The sequence below is a fragment of the Bradyrhizobium sp. SZCCHNR1002 genome (assembly GCF_032381435.1).
Classification (GTDB): domain Bacteria; phylum Pseudomonadota; class Alphaproteobacteria; order Rhizobiales; family Xanthobacteraceae; genus Bradyrhizobium; species Bradyrhizobium aeschynomenes.
Map to the genome: position 1 here is coordinate 1,388,080 of NZ_JAUHIS010000001.1, position 17,240 is coordinate 1,405,319.

The following is a 17,240-nucleotide window of genomic DNA, read 5'->3' on the forward strand; positions in this document are numbered from 1 at the left end:
GAAAATGACCAAAAAGCGCGACATCGGCTTCCCTCCGCGGGAGGCCATCGTCGCCTTCATCCGCGCCAACCCGGGCAAGGTTGGCACCAAGGACATTGCGCGTGAGTTCGGCCTGAAGAACGCCGATCGCGCCGCCCTCAAGCAGCTGCTGCGCGAGCTCGTGGCCGACGGCACCGTCAAGAAGGGCGGCCGCAAGACGATCATCGAGCCCGCGACATTGCCGGCCACACTGGTGGCCGACATCACCGGGCGAGACAGCGACGGCGAGCTGATCGCCAAGCCCGCCGAATGGGACGAGGCCGAGCAGTCCGAGCCGCCGCGCATCCGCATCTACGCCTCTCGCCTCGCCAAGCCAGGCGCCACCGCCGGCGTCGGTGATCGCGCTTTGCTCCGCGTCGAACCGATCAATGATGCCGACGGGATCGCCTATCGCGGCCGCGTGCTGAAGGTGCTCGACCAGGCGCGCAACCGCGTGCTCGGCATCTTCAAGAGCAATCCCGGTGGCGGCGGCGGCCGCCTGATCCCCGTCGACAAGAAGCAGGCGGGACGCGAGCTGTCGATCGCGCCAGGCGATACCAAGGATGCCAGGGACGGCGACCTCATCAGCGTCGATCTGCTGCGTGGCCGCGGCTACGGCCTGCCGTCGGGCCGGGTGAAGGAGCGCTATGGCTCGGTCGCGACCGAGAAGGCGATCAGCCTGATCGCGATCCACGCCCACGAGATTCCGATGGACTTCTCGGCTGCTGCCGTTGCGGAAGCCGAAGCGGCGCAGCCCGCGACCCTGAAGGGCCGCGAGGATTGGCGTGAGCTGCCGCTGGTCACGATCGATCCGCCCGACGCCAAGGATCACGACGACGCCGTTCACGCCGAGCCGGATCCCGATCCGAACAATGTCGGCGGCTTCATTCTCCACGTCGCGATCGCCGACGTCGCCTACTACGTGCGTCCCGGCTCGGCGCTCGATCGCGACGCGCTGATCCGCGGCAACTCGGTCTACTTCCCCGACCGCGTCGTGCCGATGCTGCCCGAGCGCATCTCCAACAATCTGTGCTCGCTGGTGCCGGGCGAGGCGCGCGGCGCGCTCGCGGTGCGCATGGTGATCGGCGCCGACGGCCGCAAGCGCTCGCACTCGTTCCACCGCGTGCTGATGCGCTCGGCGGCAAAGCTGTCCTACGCGCAGGCGCAGGCCGCTGTTGACGGCAAGCCGGATGACGTCACGGGTCCCCTGCTCGAGCCGATCCTGAAGCCGCTCTACGCCGCCTATGAGGTCGCCAAGCGCGGCCGCGACGCGCGCGATCCGCTCGACCTCGACCTTCCCGAGCGCAAGATCCTGCTGAAGAAGGACGGCACCGTCGACCGCGTCGTCGTGCCCGAGCGCCTCGACGCGCACAGGCTGATCGAGGAGTTCATGATCCTCGCCAACGTCGCCGCGGCGGAAGCGCTGGAGAAGAAGGCGCTGCCGCTGATCTACCGCGTGCATGACGAGCCGACGGTGGAGAAGGTGCATGCGCTGCAGGAGTTCCTGAAGACGCTCGACGTGCCCTTCGCCAAATCGGGCGCGCTGCGGCCGTCGCTGTTCAACCGCGTGCTGACGCTGGTCGCCGGCCAGGATTACGAAAAACTCGTCAACGAGGTCGTGCTGCGCTCGCAGGCGCAAGCCGAGTACTCCTCGGAGAATTATGGGCATTTCGGCCTGAACCTGCGCCGCTACGCCCACTTCACCTCGCCGATCCGCCGCTACGCCGACCTCGTCGTGCATCGCGGCCTGCTGCGCGCGCTGGGGCTCGGCGACGGCGCCCTGCCCGACAGCGAGACGCCGGATCATCTGGCCGAGGTCGCGGCGCAGATCTCGGTGACCGAGCGACGGGCGATGAAGGCCGAGCGCGAGACCGCCGACCGGCTGATCGCACACCACCTCGCCGATCGCGTCGGCGCCACCTTCCAGGGCCGCATTTCCGGCGTCACCCGCGCCGGTCTTTTCATCAAGCTCGACGACACCGGCGCCGACGGCCTGGTTCCGATCCGGACCCTCGGCACGGAATATTTCGATTACGACGAGACCCGCCACGCGCTGATCGGCCAGCGCAGCGGTGCCATGCACCGGCTGGGTGACGTCGTCGACGTGCGTCTGGTAGAAGCTCAACCGGTGGCTGGCGCGCTGCGCTTCGAGCTGCTGACGCAGGCCGACGTCCTGGTGTCGCGGCATTCGCGCGGCGCGGGTCCCAGGCGCAAGAATACCGTCGGGGCGAACGCCAAGGCGAGCAAACGGGGCAAGTCCGAGGCTCATCCAAAGCGTAAAGAAAAGAGCCGTAAGAAAAGCCAAAAGGCAGGGGCAAAACGCAAGCCCGGCACATCGAAGAAAGGCAGATCATGGACGCCATGAGTTCAACGCCCCGCGCATTGCCGCAGACTTTGCCACAGACTTGGACGCGCGACGCCGGCGCCGTCGAGAAGCGCGACGTCTGGACGGCGATGAAGCATGGCCTCCGCGGCCGCTGTCCGCGCTGTGGCGAAGGCAAGCTGTTCCGCGCCTTCCTGAAGGTCGCCGACAACTGCGACCGCTGCGGCCAGGACTTCTCCGGCCATCGCGCCGATGATCTTCCCGCCTATCTCGTGATCGTCATCGTCGGCCATATCATCGTGCCGCTGGTGCTGTCGGTCGAGACCAACTACGCACCGCCGGTCGCGCTGCAACTCGCGATCTATCTTCCGGTGACGTTGATCGCCTCGCTCGCACTGCTGCAGCCGGTCAAGGGCGCCGTCGTCGGGCTGCAATGGGCGTTCCGCATGCACGGCTTCGACGACAATCCGGTGGAAGGCATTCCGCCGGTGTGAGCGACTTTAAGAACTAATAAGAAGAAGGGGAGGATATGAGCGAGACGGTACAGGCGACGAGCGCGCCGGCGGGCAAGCCCGCCGAGAAGGAAGCGGATCATCATCCCTACACCAAGCCACGCGACGCCGCGACCTTGATCCTGGTCGACCGCAGCGGCGCGGTGCCGAAAGTGCTGGTCGGCAAGCGCCACGACAAGGTCGTGTTCATGCCCGGCAAGTTCGTCTTCCCCGGCGGCCGCGTCGACAAGACCGATCACCGCATTCCGGTCGCCGCTCCGATGCCGGCCGAGCTCGAAGCCAATCTGTTCAAGGGCAAGCCGCAGACCACGGCCTCGCGCGCGAAGTCGCTGGCCGTCGCCGCGATCCGCGAGGCCTGCGAGGAAACCGGTCTCTGCCTCGGCCGCAAGGTCGACGGCCCCGCGCCGAAGCTCGAAGGTCCGTGGGCGCCTTTCTCGGAAGCCGGCCTCCTGCCCGATCCCTCCGGCCTGTTCCTGATCGCCCGCGCCATCACCCCGCCCGGCCGCATCAAGCGTTTCGACACCCGCTTCTTCACCGCCGACGCCTCCGCCATCACCCATCGCGTCGACGGTGTCATCCATGCCGATGCCGAGCTGGTCGAGCTGGTCTGGGTCGAGCTCGGCTCCAAGCCGCTGGCCGATCTGCACCCGATGACCAGGAACGTCCTCCACGAGCTCGACAAGCGCTTGGCCACCGGCCCGCTGCGCCACGACGCGCCCGTGCCGTTCTTTCACTTCTACGGCGGCAGGATGCAGAAGGACGTGCTGGGCGGGTGAGCTGAACGGGACTAGACTGACTGCGTTCATCGGAGAGCCGATCCATGACGCAGTCCCGCCGCCTTTTGCTCGCCTCCACCGTACTGATCGCCCTTGCCTCCGCGCCGGCGCATGCCGAGCTGGACGTCTCAGCGCTGAAGAGCACCATCGCCGCCTCGCTCGAACGCGACTACCCCGCGCTCGACGTGCTCTACAAGGACCTGCACGCCCACCCGGAGCTGGCCTTCCAGGAAGTCAAGACCGCGGCGAAGCTCGCGGAGCAGATGCGCGCGCTCGGCTTCGAGGTGACCGAGAAGGTCGGCAAGACCGGGCTCGTCGCGCTCTACCGCAATGGCGACGGCCCGACGATCATGGTGCGCACCGAGCTCGACGCGCTGCCGATGGAGGAGAAGACCGGCCTGCCCTATGCAAGCCGCGACAGGGCCAATTGGGACGGACGCGAGACCTTCGTCGCGCATAGTTGCGGCCACGACGTCCACATGGCGAGCTGGGTCGGCACGGCCAGGACGCTGGTCGGCCTGAAGGACAAGTGGAAGGGCACGCTGATGTTCATCGCGCAGCCGGCGGAAGAGATCGTCGCGGGCGCCAAGGCGATGCTGGCGGACGGCCTGTTTACGCGCTTCCCGAAACCCGATGTCGGCTTCGCCCTCCATGATGGCGACTTCGCCTACGGCTCGCTGACCTATCGCGTCGGGATCGGCTCCTCCAACGTGGATGGGCTGTTCATTCGTTTCCACGGCCGGGGCGGCCACGGCGCGGCGCCCCATCAGACGATCGATCCGGTGATGATGGCTGCGCGCTTCGTGGTCGACGTGCAGAGCGTGATCAGCCGCGAAAAGAATCCGACCGAGTTCGGGCTCGTCACGGTCGGCGCGATCCATGGCGGCACCGCCGGCAACATCATTCCCGACAACGCATTCGTGGTCGGCACCATCAGAACTTTCAAGCCGCAGGTGCGTGCAAGGATCGTGGCGGGCATCGAGCGCACGGCGAAAGCCGTGGCGACCATGGCGGACGCGCCGCCGCCGCAGATCGAGATCACCGAGGGCGCCAAGGGCGTCATGAACGATTCAGCTGTCGTCGCGACGGGCGAGAAGGCGCTGCGGGCGGCCTTCGGCGACAAGCTGATGCTGGTTCCGCCGACCACCACCAGCGAGGACTATTCCGAGTTCGTGGCGGCCGGCGTGCCCTCCATGTTCTTCGGCATCGGGGTCTACGAACCCGAGCGCGTCGCCGCCGCCCGCAACGGCAGCGGCCCGCCGCTGCCGCCGAACCACTCCCCGCAATTCGCGCCGGTGCCGAAGCCGACCATCGAGACCGGCGTCACGGCCATGACGCTCGCCGTACTCTCGGCGTTCGACGAACGGGCACGGGGGAATTAGGCTGAGCAGCCGGGCAAAGGCTTCTGATCGCCGCGTGCCTTGAGTTGAGATGGAGGTCCTGCCCATAAGAAGTGTCGTCCCGGACAAGCCGTGACGCGCGTCGCGCGACGCGGCGCCGATCCAGGACCCATATCCCGCGGCGGACGTGATGGGCACCAATGCCAATGACCAGCCGGCCTCGAACTCCTCCCTGGTGGGTATTGATCCCGGCGTTCGCCGGGACGACAGCGCTATTTGGATTGGCTGGTCGGCCAACATTGGCATGCGCGTGCTACGCGCGAGATGAAAAACGAAATCGTGTTCTGCGGCGAGTTGCTGACATGCGGTCACGAGGTTCCTATCTCCTCAAAGACAGCAACCATCCTCGGACGCCCTCATGGCCCCTCGTCAACTCAAGCTCGGCGCGTTCATGCGCCCGGTCTCGATCCACACCGGCGCGTGGCGCTATCCCGGCGCCTGGCCGGATGCCAATTTCAATTTCGGCCATCTCAAGCAGCTGATCCGCAAGCTCGAGGCCGGCAAGTTCGACGCCTTCTTCATGGCCGATCATCTCGCCGTGCTGAACATGCCGATCGATGCGCTCAAGCGCAGCCACACCGTGACCTCGTTCGAGCCGTTCACGCTGCTTTCAGCGTTGTCGGCCGTCACCGAGCACATCGGCCTGATCGCGACGGGCTCCACCACGTTCGACGAGCCCTATCACGTCGCCCGCCGCTTCGCCTCGCTCGACCACATCTCCGGCGGCCGTGCCGGCTGGAATATCGTGACGACGTCGAACCCCGATGCGGCGCTGAATTTCGGCCTCGACGATCACATGGAGCATGCCGAGCGCTACAAGCGCGCCCGCGAGTTCTACGACGTCGTCACCGGCCTGTGGGATTCCTTCGCCGACGACGCCTTCGTGCGCGATGTCGAGAGTGGGCTGTTCTTCGATCCCCAGAAGATGCATGTGCTCGACCACAAGGGCAAATACCTCAAGGTTCGCGGGCCGCTGAACATCGCCCGCCCGGTGCAGGGCTGGCCGGTCATCGTGCAGGCCGGCGCCTCCGAGGATGGCAAGCAGCTCGCCGCCGAGACGGCGGAGGCCGTGTTCACCGGCGGCGGCAGCCTCGCGGACGCACAGAAGCTCTATGCCGACATCAAGGGCCGCATGGAGACGATCGGCCGCAATCCGGAGCATCTGAAGATCCTGCCCGGCGCCTTCGTCGTGGTCGGCGACAGCGTCGATGAAGCGAAGGAGAAGCGCGCTCTGCTCGACAGCAAGGTGCACTACGACAGCGCGATCGCCTCGCTCTCGGTCATCCTCGGCACCGATGCCTCCGGCTTCGATCCGGACGGCCCGCTGCCCGAGATCCCCGAGACCAACGCCTCCAAGAGCGGCCGCCAGCGCCTGGTCGACGTCGCCGCCCGCGACAAGCTCACCGTGCGGCAGCTGGCGCAGCGGGTCGGCGGCTATGGCGGGCTCGCCTTCGTCGGCACGGCCAAGACGATCGCCGATCAGATGCAGGACTGGCTGGAAAGCCGCGGTTCTGACGGCTTCAACATCATGTTCCCGTTCCTCCCGGCCGGGCTGGACGACTTCGTCGACAAGGTGATTCCCGAGCTGCAGCGCCGCGGGATCTTCCGGACGGAGTATGAAGGCCCCACTTTGCGCGACAATCTCGGCCTGCCACGGCCGAAAAACCGGTTCTTCCCGGCCTAGAGGCGCAGATTCTGCCCGGCGAACCTTGACTTTGAGGGCTGGCTGGGTAGGTTGCCGGCCAACGGCGCCCCCTCTTTGGCCGGTGCCCACCCCCGATCCCGATACCAGAGGTTCAAGACATGGCCAAAGCGGTCACCATCAAGGTCAAGCTCGTGTCGACCGCCGACACCGGCTTCTATTACGTCGCCAAGAAGAATTCGCGCACCATGACCGACAAGATGGTCAAGAAGAAGTACGACCCGGTCGCGCGCAAGCACGTCGAATTCCGCGAAGCCAAGATCAAGTAAGATCGCGGATCTGCTTACGACTTCGACGGGGCCGTTTCGGCCCCGTTTTTTATTGCGCATTCCGCGCTGGACCCGTCGCGGCTGACTGCCCTGCCCGCTGCATCCCGGTCACATTCCCCGATCAGTTGAAATCCGGGTTCCGGTCGTAAGGAACCATCAACCAAACCCGTGCAATTCTGGGGTAACGAGGCACCCGGCAGCGGGGCTTCTCCCTTGCGTATCGATTGACGGGCGGACCACCGATGACCGATCTGACGACTCTCCAATCCCGTCTCGATTTCATCGGCATCGACAACGCCACCAGAGAGCACTTGCGCGAGTTGCGGCCCCTGATCGGCAAGGTGCTGCCCGGACTGCTCGATCAGTTCTACGCCCATGTCGGCAAGGTGCCGTCGCTCGCCAAGATGTTCTCCAGCCAGGCTGCCATGCGGCATGCCTCCAAGGCCCAGTTCGACCATTGGATGTCGCTGGCGACGGCCAAGTTCGACGACGCCTATGTGAAGTCCGTCACCCGGATCGGCCTCGCCCACAACCGGATGGGGCTGGAGCCCCGCTGGTACATCGCCGGCTACTCGCTGATCGTCACCGGCCTGCAGAAGGCGATCGAGACCGAGCTCTCCGACGGCTGGTTCGGCGGCCAGGCCGCCCGCGAGAAGAAGGCCGCGTTGCAGGCCGCGATCACCAAGGCAGCCATGATCGACATGGACCTCGCGATCTCGGTCTATCTCGACGCCGCCAAGACCGAGCAGCACGTCGCCATGCAGCGCATGGCCGATGAGTTCGAGTCGACCGTCGGCCAGATCATCAACAAGGTTCACGCGGACGCGCGCAGCCTCGAGGTCTCCGCCAATACGCTGAGCAAGACCGCCGAGCAGACCCAGCAGCTGTCGACCAGCGCCGCCGCCGCCTCCGGCCAGGTCTCGGCCACCGTGCAGTCGGTCGCATCGGCGGCGGGAGAGATGACGTCCTCCGTCCACGAGATCGGCCGCCGCGTCACCGAATCGACCAGCATCGCCAAGGAAGCGGTGCGCCAGATCGAGCAGACCGATGTCGGGATCAGCGAATTGTCGCGCACGGCCGAGCGCATCGGCGACGTGCTGAAGTTGATCACCTCGATCGCCGCCCAGACCAATTTGCTCGCCTTGAACGCCACCATCGAGGCGGCGCGCGCCGGTGATGCCGGCCGCGGCTTTGCCGTGGTCGCCTCCGAGGTCAAGGCGCTGGCGTCGCAGACCGCCAAGGCCACCGAGGAGATCGGCCAGCAGATCGAAGGCATCCAGAACGCGACGCAGTCTTCGGTCGCCTCGATCAAGCAGATCGGCGGCACCATCCAGCACATCTCGGAGATCGCGGCCGGCATCGCCGCGGCCGTCGAGCAGCAGGGCGCGGCGACGGGACAGATCTCGCGCAACGTCCAGGAGGTCGCCGGCGGCACCGCCCGCGTCGCCGGCAACATCGGCGACGTCAGCAAGGGGGCCGACGCCACCGGCTCCGCCTCCTCGCAGGTGCTCACATCAGCGCACTCGCTGTCACGCGAGAGCGATCGGCTGAAGGACGAGTTGGAGAAGTTCTTGCGGAAGGTGCGCGCCGCGTAAGCTGCGCGGCGACTACATGCCGTGGCTCTGGAACACCGCCGAGCAGCGCTTGCTCAGCTTGGCGCGGTTCTGCATCAGACAATTCTGCACGCCGAAATCGTCGCCGAGCTGAGCGCGACAGAGGCGCTTGGCGTCGGGCGCGCACGCCTTCTGCTCCTGCGGCGTGCCCATATGGCCCTGCGCCATGGCAAAGGACGGCAGGACAGACAATACGGCAACCGCGAACATCAGCTTTGTCATTGGGGCTCCTCCTTGGGGCCCAGACAAACGTCCGCAGCGCCGGGCGGTTCCGGCGGAACTCTGGTAGCAGCCGACGCCTCCGCGGCGCCGACCGCCCGAGACCTAGGCGAGCGCCCGCGCCAATGCGGCGCGGGCCAGCAGCCGCGTCGAGTCCAGCGTCGGCAATGGCGAATTGTTGTCGTCGATGATCAGCGGGATTTCGGTGCAGCCGAGCGCGACGGCATCGCAGCCTCTCGCCTTCAGCCGCGCGATGATCGCCTGAAACGCCGCGATGGATCCAGGCTCGACGCGGCCGTTGACCAGCTCGTCCATGATGATGCGATTCGCGGTGATACGGTCGGCCTCATCCGGACGCTCGAATCTCAGGCCATGAGCACTCAGTCGGTCGGGATAGACGTTGCTGTCGACGAGCCATCGCGTGCCGGTGATCCCGACGTGCCGATAGCCCCGCCTGACGGCCTCCTTCGCCACCTCGTCGGCGATATCAAGCCATGGCAGGGGTGAGCGTGGCAGCACCAGCGGCAATGCCTGGTGGATGGTGTTGTCCGGGCAGATCAGGAAATCCGCGCCGGCCGCGGCGAGTTTGCGCGCGGAGGCCAGCATGAGTTCGGCCACACCAGCGAGATCGCCGCGATCGAGGCATCTGACATAGTCGGCCAGCGACGGCGTGTGCATCGACACCTCGGGATGCGCGTGCGGTCCGAGCCGGTCGGCGCCCTCCTTGCAGATCGTGCGGTAACACAGCGCCGCGCCCTCGGCCGAGCAGCCGACGATGCCGATATGTTGCGTCATGGGTCGTCTCGTTTGTCCATCGTTACGGGCGATGATAGCGCGAAAGGCGATTGCACGTGAGCACCACATGGAATGAGACGCGTGACCAGTACTCCGTCATTGCGAGCGCAGCGAAGCAATCCAGAGTCCTTGCTCGGCCCTGGATTGCTTCGCTGCGCTCGCAATGACGGTGTCGCAAGCAGCACGGCTCATCCATGAGGCGCGTCACCTGGGACAAGCGGCGGCACGTCAGGGCAGACCTCCACAGATCCGCCCTGCCGACAAGCACCGCGTCTCCTCCACGACTACATCACGCCGCGGGACATCAGGGTATTCGCCATGTCGTATCTGAGGCGCTCGAGGGCGCGGTGGGCTGCGAGATGGTCGAGGTCGCCTTGCGAGAGCCCGATGTCGATCAGCTGTGCCTCGCTTAGGTCACGCAAGTGGAGTCTCATTCTCCGGCGCCGGCAGCTGTCCTGAAACGCATGCCAAGAGCGTGCAATCCCTCTGAACAGCCAGGAAGCCGCGCCGCCCGGCGGCCCGGCTGCATTCTTTTCCGACACCACATCGCGCAGCACCGTGGCGGATGCCTCTGAGCGCGACGCGGCTGGCGCCTGGTGCGCCGCGTTCTTCACCAATGTGAGGGGACGATTGCGCGTGGCGGCATCGCGCGCGATCTCGGCGGTGAGTTGGGTCTGAGGTGGCATCGGTCGCTCCTGCTGCGTGATGCCGGCAGGACGCGTGACCAAACAAAAGGCCCCGTCCGATGCCGGCGGGGCCTGGTGGAATGATCGTGTCGTCGAAATTCTAGCGCACGACTCCTCCCACGGCCCGGCTGCAGCGGGTCGTATTTTTGCGGTAGGAATGGCGCACGACGTTGATCATGGTTGGTGAGTACCACGGTGATTGATCGAGATCAAGGCATGTAGTTCCGGCGTCTGCAGATGGGCAGCCATGCGAGGCTCGTGTCCCGCCGAGCTATGCGCCGACCATCTTTCCAGCAGAAGAGTGCCGAGAGAACGGCGTGATCTCACCTCCGTCATTGCGAGCGCAGCGAAGCAATCCAGAGTCGTGGGCGGGCCCCTGGATTGCTTCGCTGGCGCTCGCAATGACGTCGTGGCGGGAATCTCGCGCTATTGGCCAACCGCTTTCTGCGTCGTCAGGGTCCGCGCCCCATTACATCCCCCTGCGCGAGATCAGATATCGCGGGTTGTCCCTCAACCCGTCGAGCGTCTGCAGCGCGGCGATGTGCTCGATCTCGGCACGCGTGACGCCGATGTCGGTGAGTTCGCGTTCGCTCAGCTCGTAGAGGCTTACCCGCACGTACTCGCGGCGTTGCCATGCTTGAACGGCGCGCCAGCATCGGCCGATCAGGCGGATGATCAGCCAGGTCGGCGTGGCCGGCGGGCCGGCCGCGTCCTTCTCCGACAACACCTCTCGCAACGCTGCGAGGGACGTCTCGGACTGCGTCGATGGCTGCACGCTGCTGATCGCATCGGTAACTGACGCGATCGAGAGATCGACCATGAGCCCTGACACGTGCCCTACGTCGATCGTCGAGTTGGTCTGGTGGGGTGGCATGCTCCGCTCCTGCTGTTGTGCCGGCAGCGAGCAAAGGCCAAACGAAAAGGCCCCGTCCGATGCCGGCGGGGCCTGGTGAGAACATCGCGTCGTCGATCTCCTAGCGCGCGACTCCTTCCACGGCCCAGCCGAAGCGGGTCATGTGATCGAAGTTGACGATGCGGATCGATGTGCTCATGAGACCTGGATACCACCGACATCGAATGAAATCAAGAGATGTTCCGCATGACGGCACATCTCTGACGGGAGTATTTCGAGCTGATGACTTTGCGACGTGTCGTAGGGCGGATGAGCGCCAGCGTAATCCGCCATTTCACGGCCGGACAAGCGGCGGATTACGCTCCGCTCATCCGCTCTACGGCACTGGCGCTGATCCGCGCTACCGCACCGGCCGAGCGGCCATGAAACGGTCCTCGATGAAGCCAGCCAACCATGCGGCAACACCTCCCAAGAGTCCCAACACCACGGTATTGGTCTCGACACCGAAGGCGTAGAGGATCAGGAGTCCGCACACCATCAGCCCACCACTCAGAGCACCGATACGAAGCGCCTTCATGGCAGTCTCCAGAGATCACGAACCGTCCTGGGAGCGCATGCTAGCACGAGATCAACGAAGCTCGCAGGCCGATCAATCCTGGCGTGACCATCATCAGCCATCCTGAAGCTTCGCGCGCTCAGAAATCGACCCGGCGCCCGGCAGCCTCCGGGAGAGCGCCGCTCCAAAAAACCAACTTTTCAAATGATCTCAACATGATCGCCGTGACGGGCACTCCAACCGCAATTTTCATCTTTCGTTTTTCCGAAAGATATGCTACATACCGTCCATCCCACCTCGCCATGAGGGGCGCATCGCGATCGTCACGAGCGTGAGGTGGGGTGCGGTGGGCGTTTCGGGTTGCAGCGTGGCTTGTCCGCGCGGACGAACATCCTGGTGCGCACGGTGAAGCCGTGTGGTCCTGGCCTCCCGACGCTGAGGCCAAGCGGGCGCTGCGACGAGCGCGCTGGTGACGGGGGCAAGACAGCCGGTCCCCGGGGAGAGCACGGAGTAAGCCGTAAAGCCATCGCGCAGGGAGGGCCGGATGTCCGGTCCGTACCTGTGGTTCTGCCGCGTGCTTTTTTTGCTGCACGCGGACCATGGGTGCGACCCGCACCCGGCCTTCCCTGCGCCCTCTGTTCTCGAAGAGGGCTTTGAATGGCACAGCTCGGGCGCGGAGGCGCGGCGAGGATGGAAGAACTCGTCTGCATGAGTTCGGCTTGATGATCGATGCGACGTTGCCTGCGACACCCACAACCGTCATCGTCCGCGAAGGCGGACGATCCAGTACGCCGCGGCGGCTCGGTGAACCACGATGTCTCTGGAATACTGGATCACCCGCTTTCGCGGGTGATGACAGCGGAGAAACTCACGCCCATTGGCTATTTGGCTTAAGAGCGGACCCGCCCTGCCCTCTATCGGCCGCGACCCGCGGCCTGCGGCAGGAACGGCGCCGGCGGATGCACCGGGGCGATCGCAACGGCACGGTTGCGGCCTTCGTTCTTGGCACGGTACAGCGCAGTGTCGGCGCGCTTCATGACGTCGGCGATCGGCTCACCCTTCTGCTCCAGGGTGGACAGCCCGATCGAGACCGTGACCTCGATGCGCTTCTCGCCCTTGTGCACCGAGAACGGCTCGTTGGCGACGGAGCGGCGCAGGCGCTCGGCAACCATGCCGGCGACGTGCAGGTCGGTCTCCGGCATCACGATCACGAACTCCTCGCCGCCATAGCGGCACGCGAGATCGATGCCGCGGATCGACTTGCGCACCCGCATCGCGAACTCGCGCAGCACGTCGTCGCCGGCATCATGGCCGTAATTGTCGTTGATCGACTTGAAGTAGTCGATGTCGAGCATCATCAGCGCCAGCGGCTTGCCGCGGCTCGCCGCCTGGTCGGCGAGCGTCGCCAGATGCGTCTCCATGTAGCGGCGGTTGTGCAGGCCCGTCAGCGCGTCGGTGATCGCCATCTCGATCGAGTTCTGGACGTTGTCGCGCAGATGATCGGTGTAGCGGCGCTTGCGGATCTGGGTGCGGGCGCGGGCCAGCAGCTCGTTCTTGTCGACCGGGCGCAACAGGTAGTCGTTGACGCCGATCTCCAGCCCGCGCAGCAGCCGCGAATTGTTCTCGGCCTCGGCGATGGCCAGGATCGGCACGTGACGCGTGCGCTCCAGCGAGCGCAACTGGCTGCACAGCCGCAGGCCGTCGAAATCATTGAGGTCGAGCGAGACGATGACGAGGTCGTAATTGCCCTCGGCGGCGTTGAACACCGCCTCCGACGGATTCGGCTCGACGTCGACGGAATGCTCGGTCGCCAGCATCGGCCCGAGCCGCTCGTAGGACGACGGCCGGTCGTCGACCAGCAGGACCTTGCCGCCCCGGCCGGCGTCGGCGACCGCGCTGCGCTCCGGCGCCTGGACGCCGATCTCGAGCGAGGTGAGCGCACGCATGCGCAGCTCGTCGGTCATCATCTTCAGCCGCGTCAGCGAACGCACGCGCGCGATCAGCACCACGTCCGACACCGGCTTGGTGAGAAAATCGTCGGCGCCGGCCTCCAGGCCGCGCACGCGGTCGGACGGGCTGTCCAGCGCCGTCACCATCACCACGGGAATGAAATGCGTCGCCGGATTCGACTTCAGCCGCCGGCAGACCTCGAAGCCGTCCATGTCCGGCATCATGACGTCGAGCAGGATGATGTCGCATTCGGCGCGCTGGCAGATCTGCAGCGCCTCGGCGCCGTTCGAGGCGGTCAGCACGTCGAAATACTCGGCCGACAGCCGCGCCTCCAACAGCTTGACGTTGGCGGGGACGTCGTCGACCACAAGGATGCGCGCGGACACTGCAAAAACTCCTCAGCCGATAAAACGTCGCACGGTTTCAATGAATTTTCCGACCGAGATCGGCTTGGAAAGATAGGCTTCGCAGCCACCCTCGCGGATGCGCTCCTCGTCGCCCTTCATGGCAAAAGCGGTCACCGCGACCACCGGGATCGCGCGCAGATCGGGATCGTCCTTGATCCATTTCGTCACCTCCAGGCCCGAGACCTGCGGCAACTGGATGTCCATCAGGATCAGATCGGGCCGGGTCCGGCGCACGATGTCGAGCGCCTCCACGCCGCTGGAGGTGCCGGACGTCTGGTAACCGTGGGCCTCCAACAGATCGCGGAAGAGCTTCATGTTGAGCTCATTGTCTTCCACGATCAGGACGGTCTTGCCCATCCGCCCCTCCGAATCACTGACACCGGCATGTCCTCCGGTGGACCTCTGTCCACCGCACCTGATCTAATTCAAACTAGCCCCAGATTCGTTCAAAGCTGTTAAGGCGGCATTCCATCTTTGCCCGAGATGGTTTCCACTTGCTTGAACCCGCTTCGAAGACTCGGGCATGATGCGCGCAAAGTAGAGACGACAAGTTAATGGAAAGGCAAATGCGCCGTTGAAAAAGCCCGTTCGAAATCCGCGCGAAGTCGCTGAAATCGTTGCAGTTCAGGCCCTCTCTTTCCTCGCCGGGGAACCGGAGCGGCTGGGCCGGTTCCTGGCCGAGACCGGGATTGGGCCGGAAACGCTGCGATCCTCGGCCGCCGACCCGCAATTCCTGGTCAGCGTGCTCGATTTCGTGCTGCGCGACGACGAGACGGTAAAGGCTTTTGCCGCCCACTCCAAGTTACATCCGACCAATATCATGGCAGCAAGGCAGGTATTGGGCGACCGGCAGTGGGAGCGCGACGTGCCGTGATGCCGCCAGCGCCAGAGGGAGCGTCGCACGCGGTCAGCGGGCCGACCTGCTTCTGCCGCGACTGCCTGTCGGATCTCGCCTCCAGCGCGCGCCGCTGCACCGCCTGTGGCTCGCCGCGCCTCGTCCGGCACCGCGCTTTGCCCCAGCTGACGCTGGCGCATATCGACTGCGACGCCTTCTATGCGACCGTCGAGAAGCGCGACAATCCCGAAGTGGCCGACCGGCCCGTCATCATCGGCGGCGGCAAGCGCGGCGTGGTGTCGGCCGCCTGCTATATCGCCCGCACCTATGGCGTACGCTCGGCCATGCCGATGTTCAAGGCGCTGGAGCTGTGCCCGTCGGCGGCGGTGATTCGCCCGGATATGGCCAAATATGTTCGCGTCGGCCGCGAGGTTCGCCAGGCGATGCAGGCGCTGACGCCATTGGTCGAGCCGCTGTCGATCGACGAGGCGTTCCTGGATCTCGCCGGCACCGAGCGCGTCCACGGCATGATCGCGGCCAAGGTGCTGGCGCGCTTCGCCCGCGAGATCGAACGGACCATCGGCATCACCGTCTCGGTCGGGCTGTCCTGCAACAAGTTCCTGGCCAAGATCGCCTCCGACCTCGACAAGCCGCGCGGCTTCGCCGCGCTCGACCAGGACGAGGCCGTGATGATGCTGGCCAGCAAGCCGGTCGGCTTCATCTTCGGCGTCGGTCCGGCGACCCAGCAGCGGCTGGCGAACCAGGGCTTCCGCACCATCGCCGACCTGCAGCGGGCCGACGAGATCGAGCTGATGAAGCAGTTCGGCGGCGACGGCCGCAGGCTGTGGCGGCTGGCGCGCGGCATCGACTATCGCAAGGTCGAGGCCGATCGCGGCGCCAAGACGATCTCCAGCGAGACCACCTTCGACACCGACATCCGCGACTATGCGACCCTGGAAAAGATGCTGTGGCGATTGTCGGAGAAGGTGTCCGCGCGCCTCAAATCGAGCCAGCTCGCCGGCTCCACCATCACCTTGAAGCTGAAGACGGCGGATTTCCGCCAGCGCACCCGCTCGCAGTCGATCGCGGCGCCGACGCAGCTCGCCGGCAAGATCTTCGCCATCTGCAAGGAGATGCTGGCGCGGGAGACCGACGGCACCGCGTTTCGGCTGATGGGCGCCGGCGTCAGCGCGCTACGCCCGGGCTCGGAGGCGTCCGACACCGATATGCTCGACCGCCGCTCGGCCTCGGCCGAGCGCGCGATGGATGCCTTGCGAAAGAAATTCGGCCAAGCCGCGGTCATCCGCGGCATCGCCTATGACGGCCCGGAGCCGACCGAATGACGACGCGGTCAGTTGCTGCAGGACTTGGAATCCTTGGCGTCCTTGACGTCGAACTTGCCGAGCGCGCCGGAAATGACGAAGTCGTTGTAGTCCAGCACGAGCGCGCGCGAGACGCCGTTCTCGTAGAGCTCGAACGACATCGCATAGACCGGCGTCTGCTCGCCCTCAGTCCGCTTGGCATCGCGGTCGTAATAGCTGACCGTCACCGGCCAGCGCGTCATCGTCTTCATCTCGTTGTTGTCGGTCGAGGCATCCGGCTTGGCGGCGGCCTTGTCGCCCGGCACGGCCGCGCCGATGACGGTCAGCGTGTTGTAGACCTTCTCGCCATTGTCGGAGCCGTCATAGACCGACAGCTCGAGCAGCGACTTGCCTTCGCGCGCGGCAGCAATGATGCGCTGGATCTGCTCGGTCGGAAACACGGTGGAGCCGTCGAGCGTGAAGGTCTTCGCCTCGGGCTGCTTGAGCTTGACGGTGATGTGATCGCCGGTGCGCTCGGCCATGCCGTCAACAGGGCTCGAGGCCTGGTCGTTCATTCGCGAGTCGATCTTGAAGCGATAGCTCTTGCCCGCACCGTCCTCCCACGCCGTCGAGCGCAGATCGCTCAACGTCACCTTGCCCTCGCCGAGATCGAGCTCCGAGACCTGGCGGAATTCCGAGGTGTAGCCGGTACAGGCATTGCCGGTGAAATTGTAGAGGATGCGGCCCCGCGCGCTGTTGACCGGACTCGATCCGCGCGACTTCACGAGGCTGAGATCATAGAGCGCCTGGTGCGGCAGGAACGGCACGCCCGCCCCGGCCTGCGCCGGACCGAACGTCATCGCCGCGAGGGCGAGCGCTCCCATCGACAGTCGAAACGAATGAGCCATGAGTTTTCCTCGGGGGACGTATCGTTAAAGCGTCACATTAGAGACCGCTGCAATACGTCGCAACTGCGGCTGTCTCACGGATACGTGCGCTGCATGCGCCGGAATCGCGCCGGTGCC

Annotated in this window: 17 protein-coding genes; 9 read left to right on the forward strand and 8 right to left on the reverse strand. The window is 65.6% G+C overall.

Annotation, left to right across the window (positions count from 1 at the left end):
• The first annotated feature begins 4 nt into the window (after positions 1 to 4).
• The 7 genes from rnr (at position 5) to QX108_RS06255 (ending at position 8,595) form a co-directional block, all read left to right on the forward strand.
• Entirely contained in the window at positions 5 to 2,383 is a 2,379-nt protein-coding gene (gene rnr / locus QX108_RS06225; protein ID WP_315780416.1) for a ribonuclease R, read from the forward strand.
• The gene (locus QX108_RS06230; RefSeq protein ID WP_315720572.1) at positions 2,380 to 2,835 is read left to right on the forward strand and encodes a DUF983 domain-containing protein; all 456 of its coding nucleotides are present in this window, start codon (positions 2,380 to 2,382) and stop codon (positions 2,833 to 2,835) included. Before rnr ends, QX108_RS06230 begins: the two co-directional genes overlap by 4 nt.
• 35 nt (positions 2,836 to 2,870) lie before the next feature.
• The gene (locus QX108_RS06235; protein ID WP_315720573.1) at positions 2,871 to 3,629 is read left to right on the forward strand and encodes an NUDIX domain-containing protein; all 759 of its coding nucleotides are present in this window, start codon (positions 2,871 to 2,873) and stop codon (positions 3,627 to 3,629) included.
• A 44-nt stretch (positions 3,630 to 3,673) separates the two neighbouring features.
• Positions 3,674 to 5,011, forward strand: a complete 1,338-nt coding sequence (locus QX108_RS06240; RefSeq protein ID WP_315780414.1) for an amidohydrolase — start codon at positions 3,674 to 3,676, stop codon at positions 5,009 to 5,011.
• A gap of 376 nt (positions 5,012 to 5,387) precedes the next feature.
• Entirely contained in the window at positions 5,388 to 6,713 is a 1,326-nt protein-coding gene (locus QX108_RS06245; RefSeq protein WP_315780412.1) for an LLM class flavin-dependent oxidoreductase, read from the forward strand.
• 119 nt (positions 6,714 to 6,832) lie between these two features.
• Entirely contained in the window at positions 6,833 to 7,000 is a 168-nt protein-coding gene (rpmG, locus tag QX108_RS06250) for a 50S ribosomal protein L33 (RefSeq protein WP_015666342.1), read from the forward strand.
• Positions 7,001 to 7,242: 242 nt separating this feature from the next.
• A complete protein-coding gene (locus QX108_RS06255; RefSeq protein WP_315780410.1) occupies positions 7,243 to 8,595 on the forward strand; it encodes a globin-coupled sensor protein in 1,353 nt (450 codons plus the stop codon).
• Between the two features lie 12 nt (positions 8,596 to 8,607).
• On the opposite strand, the gene QX108_RS06260 is transcribed toward QX108_RS06255, so the two are convergent.
• From QX108_RS06260 to QX108_RS06290, 7 genes are all read right to left on the reverse strand, one after another.
• Positions 8,608 to 8,835, reverse strand: a complete 228-nt coding sequence (locus QX108_RS06260) for a hypothetical protein (RefSeq protein WP_315720578.1) — start codon at positions 8,833 to 8,835, stop codon at positions 8,608 to 8,610.
• A gap of 102 nt (positions 8,836 to 8,937) precedes the next feature.
• Entirely contained in the window at positions 8,938 to 9,627 is a 690-nt protein-coding gene (locus tag QX108_RS06265) for an aspartate/glutamate racemase family protein (RefSeq protein ID WP_315780408.1), read from the reverse strand.
• A 284-nt stretch (positions 9,628 to 9,911) separates the two neighbouring features.
• A complete protein-coding gene (locus QX108_RS06270) occupies positions 9,912 to 10,313 on the reverse strand; it encodes a DUF1127 domain-containing protein (RefSeq protein WP_315780406.1) in 402 nt (133 codons plus the stop codon).
• Between the two features lie 469 nt (positions 10,314 to 10,782).
• Positions 10,783 to 11,187 (reverse strand): DUF1127 domain-containing protein, encoded by a 405-nt coding sequence (locus QX108_RS06275; protein WP_315780404.1) that lies wholly within the window; start codon positions 11,185 to 11,187, stop codon positions 10,783 to 10,785.
• 379 nt (positions 11,188 to 11,566) lie between these two features.
• Positions 11,567 to 11,743, reverse strand: coding sequence for a hypothetical protein (locus QX108_RS06280; protein WP_315780401.1), 177 nt, complete (start codon positions 11,741 to 11,743; stop codon positions 11,567 to 11,569).
• An 893-nt stretch (positions 11,744 to 12,636) separates the two neighbouring features.
• On the reverse strand, positions 12,637 to 14,058 hold the full coding sequence (locus QX108_RS06285) for a PleD family two-component system response regulator (RefSeq protein WP_315780399.1): 1,422 nt from the start codon (positions 14,056 to 14,058) through the stop codon (positions 12,637 to 12,639).
• A 12-nt stretch (positions 14,059 to 14,070) separates the two neighbouring features.
• Positions 14,071 to 14,436 (reverse strand): response regulator, encoded by a 366-nt coding sequence (locus QX108_RS06290; RefSeq protein WP_008964019.1) that lies wholly within the window; start codon positions 14,434 to 14,436, stop codon positions 14,071 to 14,073.
• Between the two features lie 217 nt (positions 14,437 to 14,653).
• Here QX108_RS06290 and QX108_RS06295 point away from each other — a divergent pair, with 217 nt between their 5' ends.
• Both QX108_RS06295 and QX108_RS06300 read left to right on the forward strand, forming a co-directional pair.
• Complete coding sequence (locus QX108_RS06295; RefSeq protein ID WP_172113982.1) at positions 14,654 to 14,953, forward strand: DUF3572 domain-containing protein; 300 nt, start codon at positions 14,654 to 14,656, stop codon at positions 14,951 to 14,953.
• The gene (locus tag QX108_RS06300; RefSeq protein WP_315780397.1) at positions 14,953 to 16,257 is read left to right on the forward strand and encodes a DNA polymerase IV; all 1,305 of its coding nucleotides are present in this window, start codon (positions 14,953 to 14,955) and stop codon (positions 16,255 to 16,257) included. Before QX108_RS06295 ends, QX108_RS06300 begins: the two co-directional genes overlap by 1 nt.
• Before the next feature lie 8 nt (positions 16,258 to 16,265).
• Here the strand turns inward: QX108_RS06300 and QX108_RS06305 are convergent, their stop codons facing one another.
• Complete coding sequence (locus QX108_RS06305) at positions 16,266 to 17,123, reverse strand: cell envelope integrity EipB family protein (protein ID WP_315720585.1); 858 nt, start codon at positions 17,121 to 17,123, stop codon at positions 16,266 to 16,268.
• Positions 17,124 to 17,240 lie beyond the last annotated feature (117 nt).

Excerpts from the sequence above, each read along its gene's own strand:
- rnr (WP_315780416.1), top strand. The coding sequence starts at position 5 with ATGACCAAAAAGCGCGACATCGGCTTCCCTCCGCGGGAGGCCATCGTC.
- QX108_RS06230 (WP_315720572.1), top strand. The coding sequence starts at position 2,380 with ATGAGTTCAACGCCCCGCGCATTGCCGCAGACTTTGCCACAGACTTGG.
- QX108_RS06235 (WP_315720573.1), top strand. The coding sequence starts at position 2,871 with ATGAGCGAGACGGTACAGGCGACGAGCGCGCCGGCGGGCAAGCCCGCC.
- QX108_RS06240 (WP_315780414.1), top strand. The coding sequence starts at position 3,674 with ATGACGCAGTCCCGCCGCCTTTTGCTCGCCTCCACCGTACTGATCGCC.
- QX108_RS06245 (WP_315780412.1), top strand. The coding sequence starts at position 5,388 with ATGGCCCCTCGTCAACTCAAGCTCGGCGCGTTCATGCGCCCGGTCTCG.
- rpmG (WP_015666342.1), top strand. The coding sequence starts at position 6,833 with ATGGCCAAAGCGGTCACCATCAAGGTCAAGCTCGTGTCGACCGCCGAC.
- QX108_RS06255 (WP_315780410.1), top strand. The coding sequence starts at position 7,243 with ATGACCGATCTGACGACTCTCCAATCCCGTCTCGATTTCATCGGCATC.
- QX108_RS06260 (WP_315720578.1), bottom strand. The coding sequence starts at position 8,835 with ATGACAAAGCTGATGTTCGCGGTTGCCGTATTGTCTGTCCTGCCGTCC.
- QX108_RS06265 (WP_315780408.1), bottom strand. The coding sequence starts at position 9,627 with ATGACGCAACATATCGGCATCGTCGGCTGCTCGGCCGAGGGCGCGGCG.
- QX108_RS06270 (WP_315780406.1), bottom strand. The coding sequence starts at position 10,313 with ATGCCACCTCAGACCCAACTCACCGCCGAGATCGCGCGCGATGCCGCC.
- QX108_RS06275 (WP_315780404.1), bottom strand. The coding sequence starts at position 11,187 with ATGCCACCCCACCAGACCAACTCGACGATCGACGTAGGGCACGTGTCA.
- QX108_RS06280 (WP_315780401.1), bottom strand. The coding sequence starts at position 11,743 with ATGAAGGCGCTTCGTATCGGTGCTCTGAGTGGTGGGCTGATGGTGTGC.
- QX108_RS06290 (WP_008964019.1), bottom strand. The coding sequence starts at position 14,436 with ATGGGCAAGACCGTCCTGATCGTGGAAGACAATGAGCTCAACATGAAG.
- QX108_RS06300 (WP_315780397.1), top strand. The coding sequence starts at position 14,953 with ATGCCGCCAGCGCCAGAGGGAGCGTCGCACGCGGTCAGCGGGCCGACC.
- QX108_RS06305 (WP_315720585.1), bottom strand. The coding sequence starts at position 17,123 with ATGGCTCATTCGTTTCGACTGTCGATGGGAGCGCTCGCCCTCGCGGCG.